This is a genomic window from Alteromonas sp. MmMcT2-5 (assembly GCF_022348315.1).
Taxonomy (GTDB): domain Bacteria; phylum Pseudomonadota; class Gammaproteobacteria; order Enterobacterales; family Alteromonadaceae; genus Alteromonas; species Alteromonas macleodii.
The window spans coordinates 1-24688 of sequence record NZ_JAKRFB010000027.1 but is presented as its reverse complement, the minus strand read 5'-3'; the positions used below and the strand labels follow the sequence as shown (position 1 = coordinate 24688).

The following is a 24688-nucleotide window of genomic DNA, read 5'->3' as shown; positions in this document are numbered from 1 at the left end:
GACACAAGGCAATATCGCCTATGCCATCTCGTTTATGACACGTCAGTTATACCAATGCGACACAAACGCATCTAGTTTATTCTTTTACTGTTGTAACAACCACTCTACACATTAATGCTTATACTGTAAAAACATCATACCAGTTTGATTTTGAAAGATTCTTAAGTGCTACTTATTGCTAAGTGCTAGCGCTATCAACTATGATGCGTGTCCTATTCTTAGTAATTTCTAGGCGTTTATATGATTAGCGTTTTTGGTCGTTGGTACCGACGCAAATTTTCTGATCCTGATGCAGCAATGTTGCTTATCTTGATCCTTTTGACCACGGCAGTGTTGCTATTGTGGGGCGGGCTAATTATGCCTGTGTTGGTTGCAGCAGTGATTGCGTATTTACTCGATTGGCCAGTCTGTCGCTTGGTAAATGTCGGCGTAAGTAGAACGCTCGCCTGCGTCGTTGTAATGCTCGGCTTTATCACTATAACCATATTGACCTTAATTGGCCTTGTTCCAATTATATCCAAGCAAAGCGTTAACTTGATTCAAGAAACGCCGCTAATATGGCAGAAAGCACAAGAATGGATATTAACGCTTCCGGACAAATATCCAGATTACGTTCAGGTATATCAAATCCATCAAATGATGGAAGGTTTAAATGACAAATTGGTTGAGGTGGGCGAAACCCTTATTTCTGCTTCGTTTAGTAATATCGCCAACTTAGCTGCGTTGCTCGTTTACGTTATCCTCGTACCGCTTATGGTGTTTTTCATGCTAAAAGATAAGCTTTTCTTTTTAGACAGCATATCTCGCTTGCTGCCTAAGGAGCGACGCTTAATTACGCAAGTTGGTCACGAAATGAACTCTCAAATTGCCAACTATATTCGCGGCAAAGTGATCGAGATTATAATTGTGGGCGCGGTGAGCTGCGTAACGTTTGTATTGATGGACTTACGTTATGCTATTTTGCTTGGCGTATTGGTGGGATTTTCAGTACTTATTCCGTACATTGGTGCAGCAGTGGTTACTATACCCGTGGCCGTTGTCGCTATGTTTCAGTGGGGTATTTCACCAGAATTTTGGTATTTAATGATAGCGTACGGCATTATTCAGGCGTTAGACGGTAACTTGTTGGTACCGCTGCTATTCTCGGAGGCGGTTAGCTTGCATCCGCTTTATATAATCGTTGCAGTATTAGTGTTTGGAGGTCTTTGGGGTTTCTGGGGCGTATTTTTCGCTATTCCTCTCGCTACCCTCGTGAAGGCGGTAATTACAGCGTGGTCTAGTAACCCCGTTATTGTACCGGAAGAGGCGAAGTAGTTATTCCCATTTGGCGAACCAGTCAGCGCCATCCAGTACGAGATTCAAAACGAGTACTGATTCAAATAGGCGTTATAGGTAAACACTGATACGAATTGAGTAAGTATAAAAAAGCCCCGAAAACATAATGTTATCGGGGCTTTTTAAATTCTATACCGGTTTAGCTGTTTAGATAATCAAGTACTACGGTGTGGTGTTCTTTTGTTTTGAACTTGTTGAAAACGTGCTCAATAACACCGTTTTCATCCACGAGGAATGTTTGGCGATGAATGCCATCATACTCTTTACCCATAAACTTTTTAGGTCCCCACACACCAAAAACGTCGGCAACGGCGTGGTCTTCATCAGAAAGCAACGTAAAGTTTAGGTTTTCTTTTTCGATGAATTTAGGCAGGCGTTTAACTGCATCTGGGCTAATTCCTAGCACAACCACATTTTTCGCCGTTAGTTCTTCGTTTACGTCGCGTAAGCCCTGGGCTTGTACTGTGCAACCAGGCGTCATCGCTTTAGGGTAAAAATAAACCAGTACTTTTTTACCTGCGAAATCAGCTAAAGATACGGTTTCATCATTTTGGTTCTGCAATGAGAATTGTGGGGCTTTATCACCAGCTTGTAACGTTTTCATTGGGATCCTTTTTTTGTTTGTCTACAACTTTGCCTGTCACATTTAACGAAGTGAACAGGGACATTAGATCAGATTCTAGTGCGTCTACATTTTCATTAGAGGGAAGAGAAACAACAAATTTGCAGCGCATGTTGTCTTTACCCGATGTTTTGTCTTTAAATGTGCGTTGTCTAAATGCGCTTATCATTGCGTGACGCTCGGCAAAAAAGCCGGTCACCGCTTTAATCAAGCCAGCTGCATCTTCGCCACTAAACTCGACATTAAAAAGATGGGCAAGGTTTTGCTTTTCGTGATGGCTAGTGCGCTTCATCATAGAAAGCAGGTCAAGACGCTGAAATAGCGAAGGTAAAATACATTCAGCTTTTGTGATAGCGCTTTGCGTTCCTTCTATGATCATTGTCAACGAGAACTCTTTGCCGTAAATGGCTTGCCTGCTATCTAGAATATTGCACTGAGCTTCTGATACCGTCGTTGCAATTTCGCTTAAAATGCCACTTTTGTCTGTCCCCAAGATGGTGACGATAAGTTGGTGTTTCGACATCTACTTCACTTCAATGTTAATAATGTCGGGATGTTAGCACAGAGTTTTTTTATAAGTCAGCGCCTTTTTCTTGCCTTTGAATAAGATATTGTCAAATTCTTGTCATTTTACTTGCGCTATTACTTGTGTTTAAGCACCGACATATTTACCATGTGCGCTCACATTTTTCGGAGAGATTATGTTTACTGGTAGTTACGTAGCACTCGTCACGCCGATGTTCGAAAACGGCGATATTGATTACAAGTCTTTAGAGAAACTTGTGAAGTTTCATGTAGAGCAGGGCACCCACGGTATAGTGTCGGTTGGAACTACTGGTGAGTCAGCAACGCTACCTTTTGATGAACACATCAATGTGGTTAAAGAAACCGTTGCTATGGCATCGGGAGCAATTCCGGTTATTGCCGGCAGTGGCGCAAACTCTACGGCAGAGGCTATTTTTCTTACAGAGCAATTAGGCTCTACAGGTATAGACGGTTTCCTAAGCGTAGTACCTTATTACAATAAGCCTCAACAGGCGGGTATGGTCGCGCACTTTAATGCAATTGCAGACGCTAGTGACTTACCTGTTATTCTTTACAATGTGCCAGGCCGCACCGTAGCCGACATGCTGCCTGAAACGGTAGCAAAACTAGCAACCCACAAAAATATCGTTGGTCTTAAAGACGCAACCGGTAATATCGCACGCCTTAAGGCTACTCAGCCTTTGGTTCCCGATGACTTTGTTTTACTTAGCGGCGACGACGGTTCAAGCTGCGAGTTTATGTGTGAAGGCGGCCACGGCGTTATCTCCGTAACGGCTAACATAGTGCCTAAAGCAATCGCACAAATGTGTGAGGCTGCGCTAGAAAATAATTTTGATAAATGTCGCGATATCGATGAAACCATTAAGTTGCTTCATAGCGAGCTATTTATTGAACCAAATCCAGTAATGCCGAAGTGGGCATTGTATAAAATGGGCATGATGGAAAGCGCAGTTATGCGATTACCTATGGTTTTACCGGAACTATCAAGCCAAAAACGTATCGAAGAACTACTAAAAAAATACGCATTGATTTCTGGTTAATAAGGAACACAGATGAAAAGAACGCTGGCTATAGCAAGTTCAGTAGCGATGGTTGCACTTGCAGGTTGTTCAAGCCAAATAGATAGAAAGACCGCGTCTGGCAGCTACGAATACTTAAAAACTAAAGAACAAGAATCGCTAAAAGTACCTTCTGACTTAGATGCACCTGCTTTTTCTCGTGATTTTGTATTACCTGAGTTAGGTCAAGAGGCCGATTCAAATTTGGTGGGCAAGTCGTTGATGGTTCGCTCGCCAGCATTAGTTTTACCTTTAGTTACGGGTTCTCACATTGAGGAAGGTAAGAGTTCAGCAACCATTTGGTTTGACCAGGTTGACGATAGTCAGCCGCTAAGCCAAGCAATTTGGAACTCGCTTTTAAGTTTCTTAGATGAACAAGGTATTGGTGTAGATAGCTTTAGTCCAGAAGAGAAAGTGCTGGTTACTGACTGGATGGTGATAACTAGAGAAGTCGAAGGTCCTTGGTATAGCTTTATAGATGAAGAAAGCGAAATCGGTCGACGTTTTGAATTCAGCTTAGACGTTAAACCTCACGGCCGTAGTGCTGCGCTTACTGTTGAATTAAAGGACTATATGCAAACATTGGGCAACGACGTGGTTGCAGAAGTCTCTTCAATGGAAGAACGTCGCGAAGAAGTTGAGGTGTTGAACCAAGTTGTTGGTCACTATGAGTACCAAATTCAGCTAGCAGAGACACGAAGAATTGCTCGTATCCGTCAGGGTATCAATACCGAGATGGGCTTTAATGCCGATGGTGACGCGGCGTATATCGTAGAAGCTAAGTATGATGTAGCGTGGCCAAGAATGCTGTTAGTACTGCGTAAGCTTGGTTTTGACGTTAAAGATTTAGATAAATCAAACGGCCTATTATTTGTCACTTACAATGGTGATCAAGGTAGTTGGTGGGATGGTTTATTCTCAAGCGATAAAGAGTTGCTAAAGAAAGGTGACTATCGTTTGAAAGTTGCAAGAGCGGGTGCGGATCGCACGTCAGTTACCTTCATGAATAATGAAAGTGTACCGTTTGAAGCAAATCAGGTTTCCGACCTTTACAGTGCATTTGCTGAGGTCATGTCAGAAGATAACCTTGATATATAACTGAGACTGAGAATGGAAAAACGCGACGAGCTTTACCGCGGTAAAGCAAAAACTGTTTATTACACTGATGATAGCGATAAACTTATTCTTCACTTTAGAAACGACACTTCGGCGTTTGATGGTGAGAAGATTGAACAGCTAGAACGCAAAGGTGAAGTAAACAACAAGTTTAATCACTTTATTATGACAAAGCTTGAAGAAGCAGGCATTGCAACGCAAGTTGAGGCGCTGGTTTCTGACACTGAGTCTTTGGTTAAGAAGCTCGACATGATCCCTGTTGAGTGTGTGGTGAGAAACTTGTCTGCTGGCTCTTTAGTTCGCAGACTGGGTGTGGAAGAGGGCAAAGAGCTTAACCCACCTATTTTCGAGTTTTTCTTAAAGAATGATGCACTTCACGACCCAATGGTAAATGACTACCATATTTTATCATTTGGTTGGGCAACCGAAGCGCAAATTGCTGAAATGAAAGCATTGACCTTCAAGGTTAACAGTGTTTTGAAAGCACTCTTTGATGACGCGGGTATGTTGCTTGTAGACTATAAACTAGAGTTTGGTGTCGACAAAGATGGCAATATCGTACTAGGTGATGAGTTCACACCAGATGGCTGTCGCTTGTGGGATAAAGAAACCCGTAAAAAGATGGACAAAGACCGCTTTAGACAAGGTTTGGGCTCTGTAGTCGAGACCTATATTGAAGTGGCTGAGCGCTTAGGCTTATCGCTTTAAAACTCTCATCAAGTAATAACTAATTTAAAGAGGACCTTTCGGTCCTCTTTTTCGTTTTAGGCAGTTTGACCTGTCTACGTCGTTGTAAAATATTGTCTCTTGCGTTTAAGCATTTACTTTTCGATGCATTACGGGATAAGTTAGTGTACTGCTAAGCATTTTTGCGTTTAAAACTAGGGAGATTCGGTTTGTTGAAAACCTTTGTATTGGTCGCTATTGCCATGATTGCATTTGCTGCTAATTCGCTACTTTGCCGCATGGCTCTTGCTAACACCGATATAGACCCTGCTAGTTTTACTATCTTACGCTTAGCGAGCGGGGCGATAGCGTTGTTACTTTTGTCTTCTTATTTCCTACGTCGCAAAAGTGAGAGCGTGCCTTCTCAAGGCCTTTTTCATGGCCTAAAAACCAACGCCAGCGTACTCGGTGGCATTTCGTTGTTCGTTTACGCTATCTGCTTTTCATATGCCTATATTTCAATGTCCACGGGAACGGGGGCACTTTTATTATTTGGTGCCGTGCAACTCACTATGATTTCCGTAGGGTTGTTCAATGGCGAGCGATTTAAAAAATGGCAGTGGTTGGGGTTTGTGTTGGCATTTTTAGGCCTTGTTATCTTACTGTTGCCTAGCGCGGCAGCACCGCCTCTTTTAGCTGGCGCGGTTATGGTTTTGGCGGGTATGGCTTGGGGCGTCTATTCGCTTTTGGGTAAAAAAAGTAGCTCAGCCCTTTTATCTACATCGGGTAATTTTGTCTATGCCGCGTTTTTCTGTGTTCCTTTGGTTGGTGTGGTTTGCTTCGTGGGCGCAGATAATTTTGTCTTAGATAGCGAGGGTGTTTATTACGCGCTTGCATCAGGGGTGTTTGCATCGGGTTGCGGATACGCTATTTGGTACAGCGCGCTTCCCCTTATCAAATCAACCACCGCCGCGACAGTGCAACTGAGCGTGCCTGTCATAGCATCGCTGATGGGGTGGATAGCGCTTGGTGAGCCACTCACAATGCAGATCCTGGTTGCTTCAATAGCTACGTTGGGTGGCATCTACTTGGTTATAAAAAAATAGCGTTTTATACGCTACGTTTAAAACAGAAAAAGCGTTATTTTCCGCCGTGGCGAAATAGTTCTATAAAGTTTAATGGGGGAGCGTTAACGCATATTTCTAGACTAAAGAGCAATATTTGAATTTTCCAACAGTGCTAACGTAGTAGATCACTAAATAATGGGAACGCAGTTATGAACGCAGAAGATCCAATAACGATAAGAAATCCAGGCAGATTGTTAACGCTAACTTATGTTATTTCGCTTTCAGTGATTGCGGTACTGTCTCTGGTTGTTCACTTCATGTTAGATGAAGTCATTTCAGAGCAGAACAATACTGGCAAAATTGTTAACGTAAGTGGTCAGCAACGCATGCTTTCGCAAAGAGCCAGTATGTTTGCGGTCGATTACTTGCAAACTGGCGCTCAAAAATCAAAAAGACTCTCTATAGCTGCGATTGAGAAAATGAAGCAAAACCATCAGTTTCTGCTAGCACCACATTTTGAAGCATTATCAAAAGGTCAACCCAGCCCACTTTCTGAAGAACTGTATAACCTCTATTTTATGCCTCCCTCTGATGTAGATAAGAAAATAAAGTTATTTGAAGGCGAGATAAGGGCCGCACTTTCAGAAAATGGTAATGTTGGCGCTGTCCAGTTTTCTAACGGAAGTTTGATGTTTTTACAACTCGCAGAAAGCGACCTGCTAACACCGTTACACAACATTGTTGGGCAATATGAAAAAGAGAGTTTGGAAAAAGTAAACGACCTTAGAAATGCACAAAACGTAGTGTTGGGCATCATTATTCTCACCATATTAGTTGAAGCGTTTTTCATATTTCGTCCAATGGTGGCAAAGGTAAGTCGTTTTGCCACTAAGCTCCAGCGAGACGCTAATTTTGATTACCTATCTGGTTTACTAAATCGACGGGCATTTCAGATTGTTTCCCAACAAGCAATAGCGGCTAGTCACCGCTACAAGCGATCGCTGTCAGTGGTGATGATCGATATCGATTTTTTTAAACGTATCAACGACACTCACGGCCACGACATGGGTGATAAAGCGATTAAACACGTAGCAAAAATTTTAAAAATGTCTTCGCGTAATGCAGATTGCGTAGCGCGCATTGGCGGTGAGGAATTCGTACTTTTATTGCCTGATACCGACCGCGCAGGCGCCTTCAAGTTAGCTGAAAAGTTAAGAGATCGAATAAGTAAAAACCCTCTAGATGTGAATGGGAAGTTTATTGATATCACTGTTAGTGCGGGTGTATCTTATGTAAAAGAACATCATGACACTATTGAGTCAGCACTATCGGAAGCCGATGACGCATTATATAAAGCCAAAGAGAGCGGCAGAAATAATGTCCAACTGGCTTAACCACGCTATTGAAAGCGTGTTGCACAATGTGCGCAATTCGACCGTGTTGGATTTAGGAGTGAGTTGTGCGCACACCCCCGACTATTGTAAATGAACATGAGAGGCTAGCCGCACTCAACAAACTGAGAGTGCTCGATACCCCACCAGAAGAGCGCTTTGACCGTATTACTCGACTAGCAAGTAGCATTTTTGATTGTAGATTCGCATCCATCACATTTGTCGATGACAGTAGGCAGTGGTTTAAGTCGGCTATTAATCTCGATATGACTGAAACAGAAAGGGATGTCGCCTTTTGTGCCCATGCTATAGCGCAGGACAAAACCTTAGTCGTTCCAGATACTCAAGAGGACCCTCGCTTCAAAAGCAATCCTTTTGTGGTTGGTCATCCTCACATTCGTTTTTACGCGGGTGTTAGGCTGATGATAGAAGGGTTTGCGGTGGGAACGCTATGTGTGTCGGATAATAATCCAAAAATATTCAATTGCGTTCAAATACAGCAATTAGAGCAGCTTGCAAAACTTGTAGAGTCGGAACTACAGCGACAAGAATTCAATGATCTCTCAACTCAGTTGGAAGAGTACCAATTTAAGCTAGCTCAAACACAAAAAATCACCCGTGTGAGGAGCGCTATTTTAGAGAAAGTGGTAAATGCAGAGTCATTGCATACCGTACTCCACGACATTGTGAATGCTATAGAGGCCGAATACACAGATCAAGTTTGCAGTATCCTGCTATTAGAAGATGGCAAGCTGAAAAAGGGTGCTGCGCCTTCTTTACCCGACTTTTATAACGACGCTATCGATGGCGTTGAGTTTGGTGTAGGCAGGGGATCATGTGGAAATACAGCCGCGACGAACTTACCGACTATTGTTGAAGATATCAGTACGCACCCGTTTTGGACCGATTGGAAAGATTTAGCATTGCGCGCTGGTGTATGCTCTTGTTGGTCACAGCCAATACAAGGAGCTAATGGTGACGCTATTGGTACTTTTGCAATTTATCATAGAGAAAGAGCAGTACCGACAGCGGACGAAATGCGCTTAATCGAACAGTTCGCGCATATCGCTAGCATCGCTATTGAAAGAGAGCTGGCGAATCAACTTATATGGAAGCAAGCTAACTTTGATTCTTTGACAGGACTTCCTAACCGAAACCTTATGTTGGATCACTTACAGTTAGCCATTAAGGCTGCCGATAGAGAGAGCGATAAGGTAGCGGTGATATTCTTGGACCTTGATAATTTCAAAGATATTAATGACACGCTTGGTCACGATATAGGTGATAAGCTTTTAATTGAGTGCGCCAGAAGAATAAAGCAGTGTTTGCGTTCAGATGACACCGTTTCCCGATTAGGCGGTGACGAATTTGTCATTATCCTAAACGGCATTAAAGGCCTAAGTTCTATAGAACTGGTCGTACAAAAGCTACTTGGCGAGATCGTAAAACCTTATAGTTTAGAGCTGGAACGTGTGCATACTAGCGCGAGCCTAGGTGTCACCTTATATCCGGACGACGCAAAAGATGTCAAAGGCCTGTTAAAGAATGCCGACCAAGCGATGTACGGTGCTAAAGATCTCGGTAAAAACAACTATCAGTATTATACCCACGACATGCAAACTGCAGCAATAAAGAGAATGACCTTGTTGAATGATTTGCGTTATGCAGTTAAGAACAAAGAATTGTTTATTGAGTACCAGCCAATTGCATGTTTCAGTAGCCAGAAAGTGATGAAAGCTGAAGCGTTACTTCGATGGCAGCATCCCACGAAGGGGAGAATTACACCAGATGAATTTATTCCACTTGCTGAAGAATCTGGACTCATCATTGATATCAGTAATTGGGTATTTAATGAAGTCTGTGCCAATATCAAACAATGGAAAGCCCAAAACCGTCAAGAGCTGCAGGTGAGTATTAATACGTCACCTAGCCACTACTTCAATTTAGAATCTAATATAACTCAATGGTTAAACCTGCTTTTAGACCAGAAGATCTCTGCGCGTTCTATACTTCTTGAAGTCACGGAAAACTTATTAATGGAAGCCAATGAGATGGTGTCCAAGAAGCTTTTCCAGTTTAGGCAAGCAGGCGTTGATATCGCGTTGGATGATTTTGGTACAGGTTACAGCTCTATTTCTTATTTAAAGCGCTTTCCTACAGACTTTATCAAGATTGACAGGAGCTTTGTGAAGTCGATGACTGACGTTAGCAATGATAAGGTGCTGTGCGAAGCTATTATTGTGATGGCGAATAAACTCGGAATAAAGGTAGTAGCGGAAGGTGTCGAGACACAAGAACAATACGATATTCTAAAAAGCATGGGCTGTGATTATGCGCAGGGTTATTTCATTGCAAAACCGCTCAGCAAATCAGACTTTGAGTCCTTTTGGGAGAGGCACTAGCGCAACTTTGCCGCGCTAGTGCTTAATTTAATCGGGCTTAAGACAGCGTTGCTAACGCTTTACCAGAGTATTGCTCTAGTTCGTTGGTGCGGTTTTCTTTTATTTTGTTTGCCCAGTTCGGATCTTGTAGTAGCGCTCTTCCTACAGCAACCAGATCAAATTCGCCAGCGTCTAAACGTTCAAGTAAATCATCGACTGAGCGAGTGCTGGAATCTTGCCCTTTGAATGCGCCGAAGAAGTCGTCATTGAGCCCAACTGACCCTACCGTTATGGTGGGCTTGCCAGTTAATTTTTTCGTCCAGCCTGCAAGGTTTAAATCACTGCCTTCAAATTCGTTTTCCCAATAGCGGCGCTGAGAACAATGAAAAACATCTACTCCAGCTTCACTTAGCGGAAGAAGAAACTGTTCTAGTTCTTGGGGCGTGTGCGCTAAACGAGCGGTGTAATCTTGTTGTTTCCACTGCGAATAGCGCAGTACGATCGGAAAATCGGGACCGGTTGCATCACGTATGGCTTTAATTATTTCAACCGCAAATCGTCCACGATTTTCCATGTTACCGCCCCAACTGTCAGTTCGCTGGTTTGTGCCTTCCCAGAAGAACTGGTCGATTAGATAACCATGAGCACCGTGAATCTCAATTCCATCCATACCGATAGTTTTGGCATCTGCTGCTGCTTGTGCAAAGGCAGTAATCACGGATTCAATGTGTTCAACGGTCATAGGTTCAGCGCCCTGTTTTCCTGGTTTGAATAAACCTGAAGGCCCTGCACTTGGAAGTTCAGGATAAGGCGCTTTTTCCGCTACCCTCGCCATACCCACGTGCCATAGTTGAGGCATAATTTTCCCACCGACACTGTGAACTTCATCTACCACATTTTTCCAACCGGCTAGCGCTTCATCGCCATGGAATTGAGGGATATTTGCATCCATCGTAGCGACTTTATCGTTTACTGTAGTGCCCTCGGTGATAATCAAACCTGTGCCACCTTGAGCTCGGCGTTTATAGTAACCAGCTACATCGTTGGTAGGTACGCCGTTAGGCGAAAATTGACGAGTCATGGGGGCCATAACAATTCGGTTGGTTAACGATAAGTTGCCCTTTGAGTAAGGCTTAAACAGTGCGTTAGCTGCCATTTTTTGTTCCTGATTTCTTTATTGCAATTGGGGCCGTTTGTACTTTCATCATAGAAAATGAAACGCCGCCATTATTATAGAAGTGTTAAACAAGTCATTAAGTTGGGGATTGTTGAGTCTTGATGTACAACAAAGAATAACTGGCTCTAGTATATCCTGCGTGATGTGTTGCAGGAGTAACATGATGGCTACCCAACTAAAAAACTATGGTTGATTCCAGATACTACTGTCGAGTGAGGGCAAGTCAATTTTCAAATGTTGATAGTAAGCCATAAGTAAAAGTGAGCTAAGAGCTCCATATCAGAAGCTCTCTTTCAGATATGAGCAGGCTTAATCTAAAATCTCTACAATTTCCCTTGTGGCTTGAATAAGGCGTACCACTTTGTTTTCAATGCGAACTGTTACTAACCCGTCTCCTCCCAAAGGCACAATGATGCGGGCATGGTTGTAAATATCACGATCTAAACGATTTCCAACGGCTAGCTTTTTTTCCCAACCCGGCGGTAATTCACCTGTTCGTTCATACTTCTTCTCTATACCCGGAGGGAGTGATTTATCTTTATGAGGGTTAGGGTTGGCGCAAGCAGGTAAACTATTTGCTGCTAGTACGGTTGTTATTCCGATAATAGGTAGAACTTTCATTGTTAACCTCGCAAATTACGTGAAAGCGATGCCCCATTTTGATGTAATTATCTACGCAAACTATTGCGATAGTGCTTTGAACAAAAGGGCATGTAGACTCTGCATTAAAATAACTGTTTTTAGACAATCAGCAATTAAAAATAGAGAAGTCTACAAGGTGTATACGAAAATCATACCAGGCCGAGTCTACATGCTAAAAAAATCTAAAATTAGGCGTGCGGTGTGTTAACGTTAAAACGTTTATAATTGCTAACGAGCAAGAAAAACGATAGTTGAGTCTAAAACAAAGAACGTGACATTTTATAAGTGACGAATGAAGGATGACAATGAGCGATATTGCATTTACCCGTGAGGAAAAAGACGCGCTAGTCGCTAAACTGCAACGATATTTTGATGATGAATTAAGCGTGGAACTTGGTCAATTTGACGGAGAATTTCTTCTGGACTTCATTAGTAAAGAAATGGGCGCATCGTTTTATAATAAAGGCGTAAACGACGCGAGAGCCGTTGTAGCATCTCGCTTACAGGTCATTGATGAAGAATTGTATGCCATCGAAAAAGTACTTTAAATTGAGAAATAAATTAAGCCTGCATTTGCAGGCTTAATCATTAGATGGCCAATCAATACCATTACGTTAGAAATGAGCTGTATTAGAGTTCCTGACGGGTAGGTCTGATGATCATTTCGTTTATGTCTACGTCGCCAGGCTGCTCTATGGCAAACGTTACTGCACGTGCAATAGCATCTGCATCGATAGCATCGTCATACATATCATCTGCCATTTGCTTTGAGTCTTTGTGAGAAATGTGGTCAGTAAGTTCTGTCGCCACTGCACCAGGTGAGATGTTGGTAGAGCGAATTTCACCATTTGACTCCCTGCGAATGCCTTCACTTATTGCTTTAACAGCGAATTTAGTTGCGCAATAAACCGTTGCTACAGGGAACACAACATGACCTGCCACAGAGGAAAGATTGATAATATGCCCGCTTTTTTGCTCTCGCATTTGTCCTAATACAGCTGCTACTCCATACATAACGCCTTTTATGTTTACATCTATCATCTGATCCCACTCGTCAACTTTCATCTCGTCAAGCGGAGCGAGTGGCATAAGACCAGCATTGTTGACGAGCACGTCAATACGCCCATAGGCATCTATGGCCGCTTTCGCAAGCGCCTTGACGTCATCCTTTTTCGTGACATCTACCGTTTGATAAGTAGCTTGGCCACCTGAAGATTCAATTTCATCTACAAGTTTTTTAAGACGGTCTTCACGGCGGGCGCCCAACACTAATTTAGCACCTTTATCCGTAAGCATTTTCGCCGTTGCTTCTCCAAGCCCGCTACTTGCACCTGTAATGATGACAACTTTTCCAGAAACTTCGCTCATAACATTATCCTTACGTTTGATTAGTGTTAAGTTGCTACGTAAAACTATTGAAGTGGATTACTCTAACGCGCAGAAACACTGTGAGAGTGATAGTGAGAGCGATGAATGAAAATTTTACAGCGGTACTTTTATTTTTAGCGGGCATTTAGCCACGCAACAACAAGGAAGAATTTCATCGTCGTCAATGAAGGCGAGGGGATCTGTGGTGTACTCAACTTCGCCTTCAATTAGCTTTGTGCGGCATGCACCACAAAAGCCTTCACGACAATGGTAGTGAATATGAACGTCCGCTGCTTCAAGGGCGTTTAAGATAGTGGAATCAGAAGGGGAAATAATCGCCCCCACATCGACAACGTCGATGCGGAGTGATTTATCGTTGCTGCTCATTAAGCTGTAGTTTTACAGCTCAAAATCAGCAAAGTCGTCTTCGCTCACGGCAGAGTCGATTTGACCAACAAGATAAGAGCTGATTTCAGACTCTTGAGGTGCCACTTGCACGTTGTCTGAATTCAAATAGTTATTCATCCATGGAAGTGGATTACTGCTTATCTCAAACGGGGTGTCTAGACCAATAGCAGACATACGTTGATTCGCAATGTACTCAACGTACTGGCAAAGAATTTCTTTATTCAAACCAATCATTGAGCCGTTTTGGAACAAGTAGTCAGCCCACTGCTTTTCTTGCTCGACAGCGTTCATGAAGATAGCACGCGCTTCTTCTTTACATTCTTCTGCAATTTGCGCCATTTCAGGGTCATCTTTACCCTTAGCCCACAAATTAAGGATATGCTGTGTTGAAGATAAGTGTAGATTCTCGTCACGGGCAATCAAACGAATAATCTTAGAATTACCTTCCATCAGCTTCCGTTCAGCGAAAGCGAATGTGCAGGCAAAAGACACGTAGAAACGGATTGCTTCCAGTGCGTTCACCGAGTTCATGCATAGGTAAAGCTTCTTCTTAAGCTCATACATGTTGATAGTGTGTGCAACACCATTCACTGTATGTACGCCTTCACCCTGTGTCTGCCAAAGCTGAGTGGCGAAAATGAGATCATCGTAATATTTAGAAATATCAGCAGCACGTCGCTTAATTTCGTCATTCACTACGATATCTTCGAATATTTCGCTTGGGTCTGAGAACAAGTTTCTCAAAATATGGGTATACGAACGTGAGTGAATAGTCTCGAAGAAAGACCATGTTTCATATTCCGACAAGCAAAAACATACCATAAGTGCATATTTGAGCTCTTAACAGAAGTAATTCGCTTATTTAGTTTCTTTTACAATATTTTTTAATCGCGTTCAGAATAATTATTCTGACATGTGATAATATCCCATAAATAGGCTGTATTATATTTGAGTGTTGTAATACAAAAGAAAAGGTATTGTTTATGAAGCTTGTACCAAGTAATCCGTATTATCACGTACATTGGTGTGAAGAGACTACAGAATTTGGACGTGAAAGACCATTCCCACTGGTTTATATGAATAATGGAGAACTGTGCTATTCATTGCTGGCTTACTTAAAACATCTCTATTCAGTTGGGGCTGGTAAACATACTTCTTCATTGTATGATCTCTTTAGATGTATATCTGAAATTACAATATTTTATGAAAGGTCATCTAAAGAACATACTCGCTGGAAACAAGAACCCCGTACTTTAATTATTGATTACTTTGAAAAGTCGCTTCATGGAACAATACATCGTGGAAATTGCAATCTAGGTTTATGGTGGGAAGGTAGTTCTGTAAAAAATATAAAGAGAAAGCTACGAGTATTTTCTAAATACGAGGAGTTTTGTGCGGAGTACCTTAGTACAGACTCATTGAGATCAACAGAGATATTGTGCCAGTCAACGATAGAATATAATGTTTATAGAAAACGGCAAGACTATAGTTTATTAAAACACCTAAAAGGAGTTAACACTGATTCTAAAAAGCAAAGTGTTATTTTTTCTCATGGCCAAGAGCCCGAAACGAGAGTTGAAAATAGTACTCCGAATTTTTTCCCTCCCGAATTGGTTACAAAGTTCATTGAGTCGGCTTTAGATGATAATCAAAGAGCTATTTACTTACTATGTGCGTTTACTGGATTGAGAGCATCAGAGGCAATGCATGTTCTAATTAGTGATGTTGTAGTAAACAAGAAAACTGCGGAATTCGAATTAATTGTTTCTCATCCGGTTTCTGGGAGCAGTTGGTGTCATGAAACTCGTCGCCTGAAACGTCGCAAAGAAATACTAGGGTCCTACAATAACGCACAGTATTTTGATCCTTCACTGAGTTCAAAGGAGCTACAATTTGTAAGATACCCAATTGCTCGGGTTAATGTCCCAAAGCCATTGCATTTAGGATGGAAAGGGGTCTTATTAGAGCCGCAACACTCTACCTTTGGATATGTCGTACAATGGACTGAAGACGCAGCAAAGCTTAAGTTTTTTGAAATTGTCCAACGATATTTGCTTTCGCAAAAACGATGTAATCACCCATACCTGTTTTGTTCTAAGAATGGCGCACCTCTCAGTATCTCAACTTATTCCAAGCGTTTCGAACGAGAATCTTTGAGATTAACAGGCGAAAAGTATAACCCTCATAGTTTGAGACACTTTACTGGTTTTTACATTTGTAACTACCTTGATGTTAGTATCGATATCGCTCAAAAGGTACTTAGACACCATCATAGTTCTTCAACCCAACGGTATTTTAACATGAGTGCAGAGAAGTTTTCAGAGACCCTGAAAAAGGCTAAGGGAATCGAAATAAATGAAAAAAATAAATGGAAACAGATTCCATTTAGGGAAGAGTTATTAAAATTAATATGAAAGAATTGCTTTTAGAATGGTCGAATAACAATCTGGCAAGGCATGTAGTTGTTAGTGAAAGAATAGGTTTATTGCGTTCTTACAAAGGATATAGAAGTAATATTGAGAATGTTTTTAATATTACCTTGGACCAGATAATCATTAATCCGTCACATAAAAAGTTAGAGACAAATACTCTTTCTAAAATATTAAATGATTATAAGCCAGAATATTCCAAGTCTTATTGCGAACAAAAGGTTCAGTCAGAGTTGATAGGTAGTCTTCCAAAAAGAAGAGACCGAACATTCATACCACCATTTACTGCAAATACTTTCAAAGAAGTTCTCGATTCTGATAATCCAAAATCATTAAAAATAGAGAAAATCTCTGAACAAGTCCATCGCTTTTTTGAAGGTAAAGGCGGCTTTCAATTTACTAGTTTGACACCGAATAAATTGAAACAATGCTTCGACTATGTTGTTGATTGGAATGAAACCTTCGGAGACCTGTCATCTGTAGAGATAGTTCAATGGCTAGTAGCCATAAAGATGGGAACTTTCTTTAATCTACCTACAGATTTCAGAGGGTTAAAAAATAATAATTGGGCATATACACAGGATAAATTAAAGAAACATCCTTTGTTTAAGCTCCTCGTTCGACTTCGCTTCATTGAAGGAGTAAACGCTCCAAACTTCTCATTGTTGGTAGATGAATATACAAATGCGTTATTAAATGGCACAGATAAAACTAGATCCCCATTTTGTTTTATCATTCAATCACTTGAGAAAGCAATCGCGAGTTTATTGCAAGCTCTTGCACAAGACGGGGTAATATATCTGCCGTATTCAATACCGTCTTTAGCACTAGATTTACGGTTGATGAATACTCAACTACCGTGGCATACCCCGTTGGGAGAGGTGTGCGCGAGCCTTATAGAGGATGGGAATAAACATAAAAATGAGATAGTTCTGTTTTTAAGAAATGTGTCAAGAAGCTCTAATTTAGAAACTTGTGACGATATACCACTTGTATACCCTAGTGATCTCACGTCTATTCTAAAAAATTATCAAAATAGTAAGGGGTACAGTACAGCTACAGGCTTTCCTTTCATAGCATTGAAGCAGATCATAGATAGGTATGAATTGAATTTTCCTGAAGGGGAACGATTCAACCGCGCTTTTCTAGAAAATATAACTGCTAGACGTATGAAGTCCTCAGACCAAAGGCGCTCATCTTTTGAACTTAACCATGCAACCGATGTGATCGGTGATAACTTACTTATGGTGATGAGGGATTTTCTAACTAAAGAGGGAACCAAACATAAGCTAAACTCTATAAATGTCTTCATTGATTGGTTACGAGAAATAAGCAGTAGTGACTTCAAATATGACGATATTAATGAGTTTGTTAATACCATGTTTTACGATCCAATGGGTAAGCAGGTTGTTAAATTAACTCTTCGACAGTTTATTCTTGATAAAGGCAATTCTGAGAATCAAAATTACACTCAATGGAGTGGAGTTAACAGCTTTTTTGACTTTTGGGTTTCATCTCTTTCGTTGAACACGGGTAAAAATATAAATAATCCGGTCTCGAAACCTGATGTCGTCTTTCCTATTCTTAACACACATCGTGGGATAACAGTCAGAGAAGCAATGCCTTCAATACTGCACGAAAAGTGTGTCGAAGTCTTGACTGAAAATAATTATGAAATATGTGCAGAGACTCTTGTATCGCAATGTCAAATAGAAGTTACAAATTTTCAGACTGGTAATAAAGAAGTTATAAATAACAACACAGTGGCTCGGTGTTTACATTTGCTCTTGTTACTTCCGGTCAGAGGAAAACAAGCTCGCTGGCTAGATGAAGGATTATTAGATGATCGCATTTGGGATCTGAATAGACAGTGTTTTGTTAAAAATACACATCCTCTTGCTGAATTTAAGTATCCCAATGGTAAGTCTCATTGTCGACTTCATGGTAAAACAGGCGTTTTTAATAATAATCAGAATAGCGGAAATGACTCTTTAAAACTTCATATAAGTACCAACAAAACACAGTCTTATCGTTTATTAGAACAGGGTAAATTAGGATATGACATTCCTTGGCCGTATGGAACAGGTATTGCTCAGATTGATGATGTTTGGTCGATTCTTAGTGAGCAGAAATGTTTCAACGACATTTATATGAATAGAGATATTCAACCAATTCGGTTGGATGATGAGGAGCCTGACCTTTACAAACAACATATTAGGGAAAAATTGCCTTACTTTGTACCCTTATTTAGAGAGATAGAGCCACAAGTTTCGCGAGCTGATCCTAGAAATAGATTCAATCTAGCCTACCCAATCTCTAGAGATAACATTACAAAGCTTTTTAAAGCTGTACTGCTAAGAGCTGAGCATCGTTACAAAGAGGAATATCCTCAATTTAAAGAGCAAAGTATCGTAAGAACTGAGGATGGGGAGTGGATGTATGATGTTCATTCACTTCGAGTGTATGGTGTAACAGAGTTAATAGAAAAAGGTATGCCTGTAGAGGTGGTTCAAATGATTGTCGGCCATGCTACATCAATAATGACGGGTTATTATTACAAACTTAGCTTAGAAAAATTGAAAAGCCTTTTAATAAAAGCAAAAAAAATGCAAGGGATTTCTATTGAACATCAAAAGGAAATGTATAGCGATTCAAATGATCAACTGCTTATTGCCATGTTTGATTTAATGGAGGAAACGTCAGAATTAACCTCTGATAAATCTAGAGCAAAGGTTGCTCCAAACTTTTCTGGCGGGGGTATAGATAAAAACGTCAAAGGTGGAATCTGCAGCTCTTTCGATTGCGATAGTGGCGGAATAAAAATCATTGTGCATAAAAATGGCACAGCAGCGGAGGTTACGTCAACGCTTGGAGGGAAATTCAGGTGCGGAAATTGCCGGTATTGGCGTTCAGGACCTAGATTTATATTAGAGCAAATTTACGAGATTAATATTGTTGCCGAAGAGATTCGTGAATTGCGTGATGAGCGGAATGCTCTCATTGAAAAATCACATGCTGTTAGGGATGATAATTCGATAGAAAATCGAAATATTATTGCCGAACAATTTGACAGAAAAGTTGACCAAAAAGGTGAGGTTCTTGCTTGTAGGGTAATTGAGTTAGGTAGACGTCAGAGTATGCTTGAAGCTAGTTTACAAAAGGCAAACGTAAGTGGTTTTAGTGGCAATAAGATGGTTCTTAAAGAGTTGGCAAGACAAAATATAGAATGCAGTCCACCAAAATGGGAGAAAGTCTCTAAATTTAACGCATGCAGAGAGCTACAAAGCCAAGCAGCCGTTTTGGGACTGCCAATAGAAGACAATGAAGTTTCAATGAGAAAAATTGAAAAATTTGTATCCCAAGCCTTATCTGTGGCAGGTGAAAGTCAAAATCCGTTTATATTTATGCCAGATAATGAAGTTAAAAGAGTTGCGCTACTTTATGCGATAGCAAATAGTTGTGAAAAGTTGGGTAGAGATTTTAGCGATGAGGAATTTGAGAATCCCAGATTGTTAATAGAAACTTTAGGGCTTAAAGATATGAAGGCTTTAGTTGCGGGGCCTCTATCACTGGGGTCTGTAAATGATTTGCTGGAAAATTAACTATGAAAGATACAGTTGTTGCCGATGCTTTAGTTCAGCGAAGCTTTGAACAAAGCAAAGATAAGAGAGTCAAAGAGTCGATACAGAATATTCAAAAGGCTTGCAAACTTTTTATTAAGGAAGGTAAAAAAATAACACATACCGGCATAGGACGATATTGTGAAGATTTCTTAGGCAGGCCTTCAGGACGTACAATACATAATGACAGCAAAGGGATCTATAAAGCTATTATTTACGAGTATTCCAAGTTAAATGCAGAACAAAGTCCTATTACTAAACAAAGTGCCCAGGATGGTTTGCCATTAAGTGCAAGCATTAGAATTAATAACTTAGAAACTCAAGTCACTACATATAAAAATATAATTGAAACACATTTTCAACAGAAATCCGAAACATCGATAACTTCGCTATCAGATACTTTAAAAGCTGGCGCAAATAATAGAGATGGAGCAAGTCTGGTTGAATCAAATAAATTGACACGTTTGCAAGAACAAGTTGTGAAGAAGTTGCTTGATGGCCTAATTGACGTTGGCGAAATAAGTAAAGTTGAAAGCCTGGCTGGGGCTTATTATATTTATCAAGACACAAGGGGGATTTTTTTAAATGAGTCTGAGGTGAATGCTCTAGAAAAACTGATAGGTGATAAAAGGTAATTATGGCAAATGGAAAAGAATTGGCCCGTCGTAACCTTGAAGCATTTGAAGTTTGGCAAACAACTCAAACTGATGAAGACTTTAAACAAATAATATTCAAAGGCAAACTCAACCGGATTGAGGTTGCAAAAGGCGTGGGGTGCGGCAGGTCTGCGCTAAACCAAAATCCAGCGCTTAGAAAGGCGCTAAAAGCGCTAGAGGATAAATTGCGCGGTAAAGGTTTGCTTCCACCACTGAGCGCATCAGCAAAGAAAGATATCGAAAAACCAAAACAATACGACAACACCGCTAGTCGTAAGATGCTCGACTCTAAACGAATATCCGCATTAGAAGCTGAAAACATAGAGTTAAAGGCGAAAGTTCAAGAGTTAAAAAGCAAGCTAGAACGTTTCGGTGAACTGAATGAAACCCTATGTGAGATGGGATTCATGCCACGATGATTGATCAAGCTATTGGCGATTTACATCAAGACCAAATGCGCGTCACCAGTATCCCTTACACCTCAACCAATATGGTGATATTTAGCGGTGTACCACTGGCAAATAATTCATACAAGACGAATAGTGGTAAGTATTACGTCACCATTAAAGTCAACCCAGATGAAATCCCCATACAGCCTCTTCTTGGTCAGCATTGGTCGGTGAGAGGTGCCCGCATAATAGAAGAGGTAGAGACGGGGGATTTTGTAATGCAGCAGCATAGCTATACATCACCATTGCATATTGAATGCATCTTGCCCGAAACAGGTGAGCAACTTATTCGTTTTATTGCAAGGGAAACTGACTTCAAAGGCATTGGAGAAAGTAAAGCTAGAGCGTTATGGAAGCTGCTAGGTAAGAATTTCCACTCAACCGTTAGAAATGACACTCCAGAATCGAGATATCTACTTAGAAGCGTCATTAGTGACGAGTCGATTGATGTGTTGTTTAAAGGTTACGCGAAGTATAAGAACCTGGCCTACTGCAATTGGATGAGCGAGCTCAAAATACCATCAAGTGTGCAGCAGCGATTGTTAAAATATCACGGTAACGATTCGATTGAGGCCATCAAACAAAATCCGTATGTTCTTATATGCTTTGGGATGTCGTTTACTGATGTTGATAAAATCGCTGATCTCGACCAGTTTAAGATCATCGACTGTGATCATCGCAGATTAAGTGCAGCGCTTGAAACTGCTATCCGAAAAGAGATTGAGAAAGGCCACACCTATACAACACAGGCATCTTTACGACCTCATCTAACCAAACTTATTAAAGATAAAGAGTTGATTACAGAGGCGTTGAAAGCGGGTTATAACAAAGCACAACATATTTTAAACCCTGGTACTGGAACCTATCATCCAACAGCACAGCTATTGATGGAAAACGTAGTTGTCAAACGACTTAAGGCATTAGCCAGTCAAAATAACCTTTATGACAACGTTGCGAATTCTGCATACTGCTTAGCTGTTGGTGAGTTGCCTTATGACCTAACCAAGAGGCAAATAGAAGCAGTATTAAATTGTTTAGATAATGCAGTGAGTTGTATAACTGGTGGTGCAGGTACAGGTAAAACGACAGTGCTAAGAACTGCACTCAGGGCCTATCACCAAATGGGATTTAAAATACATGGGGTCGCGCTTAGTGGTAGAGCCGCGATGCGCTTACACGAGTCGATAGGTTTTATTACGTCAACTATCGCTAAGTTATTGCATCAGGAGCCTGTAATGCCTACCTCAGAACAACAAAAGCATCTTCTGGTAATTGACGAAGCCAGTATGATTGACTTGCCAACCATGTATCGCTTAGTCAACCACATTCATCCATCAGTTCGCATTATCCTTACTGGAGATCCTGACCAATTACCGCCAATAGGTTGTGGCAAAGTACTTGCTGATATCGTTTTGTCTAAAGCTATTGCGAACACTAGGCTTGATATCGTTAAGCGTCAGGAAGGCTCAACGGGTATTCCCGAATATGCTAAGTTAATTAATCAAGGGATCGTGCCTGAGGAACTAAGTACAGGTGCTATTTATTTCCATGAAACGCCAAAGAGCGAAATAGCGCATGTATGCTGTGACTTGTATCAGCAATCACCTGAAATCAGTCGTGTTATGGCACCGACTAAAGCGTTAGTTGCTGAAATAAATCAGCTAACTCAAAAAGTCGTCAACTCGGATGGAAATAGACTTGAGTTCGACATGCACGGTGAGAGATTTTATCAGAACCTCAAATTGAATGATGCAATACTATTTACGCAAAACCACTATGACATAGGTATTCAAAATGGTTCTCTAGGCACTCTTACCAAAGTTGAATCATCAGATGATACTTATGGTGAGGTAACACTGGACACAGGGAATAAAATTGAAGTCACGCAAACTTTACTCGACTGCATGGAACTGGGTTATGCAATAACCTTACACAAAGCACAGGGGTCTCAATTTCCCCGGGTTATCATTGCACTTCAAAAAGGCAAGATCGTTGATAGAGCATGGCTGTATACAGCAATCACAAGGGCAGAGATTGAAATCCATATAGTGGGAAGCTCTGAGGATCTGAAGCTCATTACAGAATCACAAAGTATTTCTCACAAGCGTAATAGCTACCTTTTTGAGATTTTAAAGCAATAAAAAGAAGATAATTGTTGTATTAAGGGTGACTACTTTGGGCAAGCAGTGGAAACTTGCGTATAAACTCATTTAGTTCTTTACATCTTAAGCGCTACGATACTGTAACTTATATAGTTGTCGTTGGCACATTGGCAAATTTTTTAAATAATGAGGATGATTGCACATTTTATATTTACCATAATAGACAAAATATAATGTCGGTGAATATGCGTCGACGTTGTGCTCTGGCAATGTTAACTTGAGGGGAATAGAGTGTCTTGATATAAAAGACAACGACTTAGCGACGTTTTTGCATAACCTTAATCTCTGTATTCAAATAAAACTACTTACTGAAAACTCTCCGAATCAGGATTTTAACCAAGAGTGAAAAAACATGACTCATTTGGAGGTGGCTGGGTGACAGAAGGTGGACCTTCTGAAAACCTGAATTAAAGTCAGAATTTTTTAACATTAACAGTCGGGGTCTTTCGACGCATTTACTATTGAGCGAGTTATTGATCCACTTAATCCGGAGAATCAACCTTTTACTAAACAATTAGTATGCTCGTCAATTTTAAATTGGTAGTAAAAGCATAAAAGTTGTCTATGTGGTAGCAGAAAACGGGGAAAGCGCGCTATATTAAAAAGCTAATTTAACTTAGAGAGAAAGAACTATGGATTGGATATTGTGGATGTCTTTGGCGGCTCTGTTTATTGGTATCTGGCACGAGATAAATAGATTTCCAGCTACAAACAGTTCTATCTTAAAACTTGAGGAAAATTTTGAGGAACTTGCGGCTGAAAATGAAGAGCTCCGAGAACGCATAGTTAACTTAGATAATGAGCTATTTGTTTTATCTAATGAAATGGAAAAAATTAAAGACCCTGAATATTACCAAGCGATTGAAGATGGTGATGGACTAACCCTTTACGAAATGGATAAAGCTCGCGGAAATATTTGAAATTCAGTGTAGAAAAGTCGAGTTCTACCGATATTAAATACACGAATAAATTGTTTGGTTTTTGCGCTTTTGTGCCACCAATTGATGACTTTCAGTTGTATGGGTGATCAAAAATCCAGCAAAAACTCAACATATCAATTGGATACACGCCGGTTTTTGCTGCGTTATATTTCGTAAGTATCGGAGTAATGAATGCTAGACTTGGACAGATTCATCGTAGAAATAGATAGGGTTACTAAGGCTATATATTTCTATGATGAAATCTTCGGTAAGAAAGAAACGATAAAAATCTTTAACCAACTCCTTAACTCCCCCAATTTTTTATTACTTGAACGAGGCAAGGTGACTTTACTTAGGAATATTTATGTTTCGCTTCTGGGGCCCTACAGGGCTCGCTAATGACTCTTGATTCTCGTGATATATATGTCCGCCGCCCATATCAACTTTGCTTCGACAGTGAGCTATGGGGCCACATGACGCATAAGATTGTAAAGGCTCTTAGAGACGATAATATTAATATGAGTGAAAGTGCTTTTAGGAAGCAAGATTTACGTGGAAATATCCTTGTAGACTTACTATCGCTTAATTGAGGGTATATAACTGGCGAAACGTTCGCCGTTTATCGCCATTACGCATTTATGTATATACTTAAACCTTCTGCTACGACTAAATGCA

The 24688-nt window shown here is 40.7% G+C and carries 20 protein-coding genes and 1 pseudogene; 14 read left to right on the top strand and 7 right to left on the bottom strand.

The window, feature by feature from the left end; all coding sequences use genetic code 11:
- The first annotated feature begins 240 nt into the window (after nucleotides 1–240).
- Nucleotides 241–1314 carry an AI-2E family transporter gene (locus MHN09_RS12550; protein ID WP_014949663.1) on the top strand — a complete coding sequence of 358 codons (1074 nt, stop codon included), beginning with the start codon at nucleotides 241–243 and terminating at the stop codon, nucleotides 1312–1314.
- Nucleotides 1315–1474: 160 nt separating this feature from the next.
- Here the strand turns inward: MHN09_RS12550 and bcp are convergent, their stop codons facing one another.
- Nucleotides 1475–1939, bottom strand: a complete 465-nt coding sequence (gene bcp / locus MHN09_RS12545; RefSeq protein WP_239240964.1) for a thioredoxin-dependent thiol peroxidase — start codon at nucleotides 1937–1939, stop codon at nucleotides 1475–1477.
- Nucleotides 1917–2480: a glycine cleavage system transcriptional repressor gene (locus MHN09_RS12540; RefSeq protein ID WP_014976680.1), complete on the bottom strand. Its 564-nt coding sequence runs from the start codon at nucleotides 2478–2480 to the stop codon at nucleotides 1917–1919. Before MHN09_RS12540 ends, bcp begins: the two co-directional genes overlap by 23 nt.
- Before the next feature lie 178 nt (nucleotides 2481–2658).
- Here MHN09_RS12540 and dapA point away from each other — a divergent pair, with 178 nt between their 5' ends.
- The 6 genes from dapA to MHN09_RS12510 all read left to right on the top strand — a co-directional run bounded on the left by dapA (nucleotide 2659) and on the right by MHN09_RS12510 (nucleotide 10203).
- Nucleotides 2659–3543 (top strand): 4-hydroxy-tetrahydrodipicolinate synthase, encoded by an 885-nt coding sequence (gene dapA, locus MHN09_RS12535; protein ID WP_014949660.1) that lies wholly within the window; start codon nucleotides 2659–2661, stop codon nucleotides 3541–3543.
- Between the two features lie 12 nt (nucleotides 3544–3555).
- Complete coding sequence (gene bamC, locus MHN09_RS12530; RefSeq protein WP_049588660.1) at nucleotides 3556–4659, top strand: outer membrane protein assembly factor BamC; 1104 nt, start codon at nucleotides 3556–3558, stop codon at nucleotides 4657–4659.
- 12 nt (nucleotides 4660–4671) lie between these two features.
- Nucleotides 4672–5385, top strand: a complete 714-nt coding sequence (purC, locus tag MHN09_RS12525; RefSeq protein ID WP_014949658.1) for a phosphoribosylaminoimidazolesuccinocarboxamide synthase — start codon at nucleotides 4672–4674, stop codon at nucleotides 5383–5385.
- Nucleotides 5386–5573: 188 nt separating this feature from the next.
- Nucleotides 5574–6449, top strand: a complete 876-nt coding sequence (locus MHN09_RS12520; protein ID WP_039227637.1) for a DMT family transporter — start codon at nucleotides 5574–5576, stop codon at nucleotides 6447–6449.
- A gap of 170 nt (nucleotides 6450–6619) precedes the next feature.
- A complete protein-coding gene (locus tag MHN09_RS12515) occupies nucleotides 6620–7804 on the top strand; it encodes a diguanylate cyclase (protein WP_014949656.1) in 1185 nt (394 codons plus the stop codon).
- 65 nt (nucleotides 7805–7869) lie between these two features.
- Entirely contained in the window at nucleotides 7870–10203 is a 2334-nt protein-coding gene (locus tag MHN09_RS12510) for an EAL domain-containing protein (RefSeq protein ID WP_156078412.1), read from the top strand.
- A gap of 37 nt (nucleotides 10204–10240) precedes the next feature.
- On the opposite strand, the gene MHN09_RS12505 is transcribed toward MHN09_RS12510, so the two are convergent.
- A complete protein-coding gene (locus MHN09_RS12505; RefSeq protein WP_014949654.1) occupies nucleotides 10241–11338 on the bottom strand; it encodes an NADH:flavin oxidoreductase in 1098 nt (365 codons plus the stop codon).
- A gap of 330 nt (nucleotides 11339–11668) precedes the next feature.
- Nucleotides 11669–11980 (bottom strand): hypothetical protein, encoded by a 312-nt coding sequence (locus MHN09_RS12500; RefSeq protein ID WP_014949653.1) that lies wholly within the window; start codon nucleotides 11978–11980, stop codon nucleotides 11669–11671.
- Nucleotides 11981–12306: 326 nt separating this feature from the next.
- Here MHN09_RS12500 and MHN09_RS12495 point away from each other — a divergent pair, with 326 nt between their 5' ends.
- The gene (locus MHN09_RS12495; RefSeq protein ID WP_014949652.1) at nucleotides 12307–12549 is read left to right on the top strand and encodes a DUF2164 domain-containing protein; all 243 of its coding nucleotides are present in this window, start codon (nucleotides 12307–12309) and stop codon (nucleotides 12547–12549) included.
- A gap of 82 nt (nucleotides 12550–12631) precedes the next feature.
- On the opposite strand, the gene MHN09_RS12490 is transcribed toward MHN09_RS12495, so the two are convergent.
- The 3 genes and pseudogenes from MHN09_RS12490 to nrdB form a co-directional block, all read right to left on the bottom strand.
- On the bottom strand, nucleotides 12632–13369 hold the full coding sequence (locus MHN09_RS12490) for an SDR family oxidoreductase (RefSeq protein WP_239240961.1): 738 nt from the start codon (nucleotides 13367–13369) through the stop codon (nucleotides 12632–12634).
- A gap of 114 nt (nucleotides 13370–13483) precedes the next feature.
- Complete coding sequence (gene yfaE, locus MHN09_RS12485; protein WP_014949650.1) at nucleotides 13484–13756, bottom strand: class I ribonucleotide reductase maintenance protein YfaE; 273 nt, start codon at nucleotides 13754–13756, stop codon at nucleotides 13484–13486.
- A gap of 12 nt (nucleotides 13757–13768) precedes the next feature.
- Nucleotides 13769–14572, bottom strand: a pseudogene (nrdB, locus tag MHN09_RS12480) (class Ia ribonucleoside-diphosphate reductase subunit beta); the annotation flags it as partial.
- 188 nt (nucleotides 14573–14760) lie between these two features.
- Between nrdB and MHN09_RS12475 the strand changes: the two are divergent.
- From MHN09_RS12475 to MHN09_RS12450, 6 genes are all read left to right on the top strand, one after another.
- Nucleotides 14761–16191, top strand: a complete 1431-nt coding sequence (locus MHN09_RS12475) for a tyrosine-type recombinase/integrase (protein WP_061095189.1) — start codon at nucleotides 14761–14763, stop codon at nucleotides 16189–16191.
- Nucleotides 16188–19808, top strand: coding sequence for a VPA1269 family protein (locus MHN09_RS12470; RefSeq protein ID WP_239240958.1), 3621 nt, complete (start codon nucleotides 16188–16190; stop codon nucleotides 19806–19808). The genes MHN09_RS12475 and MHN09_RS12470 overlap by 4 nt, the downstream gene beginning before the upstream one ends.
- Nucleotides 19809–19810: 2 nt before the next feature.
- A complete protein-coding gene (locus tag MHN09_RS12465; RefSeq protein WP_061095019.1) occupies nucleotides 19811–20461 on the top strand; it encodes a hypothetical protein in 651 nt (216 codons plus the stop codon).
- Nucleotides 20462–20463: 2 nt separating this feature from the next.
- A complete protein-coding gene (locus MHN09_RS12460) occupies nucleotides 20464–20901 on the top strand; it encodes a VPA1267 family protein (RefSeq protein WP_061095018.1) in 438 nt (145 codons plus the stop codon).
- Nucleotides 20898–23072 carry an AAA family ATPase gene (locus tag MHN09_RS12455; protein ID WP_239240955.1) on the top strand — a complete coding sequence of 725 codons (2175 nt, stop codon included), beginning with the start codon at nucleotides 20898–20900 and terminating at the stop codon, nucleotides 23070–23072. Before MHN09_RS12460 ends, MHN09_RS12455 begins: the two co-directional genes overlap by 4 nt.
- 653 nt (nucleotides 23073–23725) lie before the next feature.
- Nucleotides 23726–24013 carry a hypothetical protein gene (locus MHN09_RS12450; protein ID WP_155661521.1) on the top strand — a complete coding sequence of 96 codons (288 nt, stop codon included), beginning with the start codon at nucleotides 23726–23728 and terminating at the stop codon, nucleotides 24011–24013.
- Nucleotides 24014–24688 lie beyond the last annotated feature (675 nt).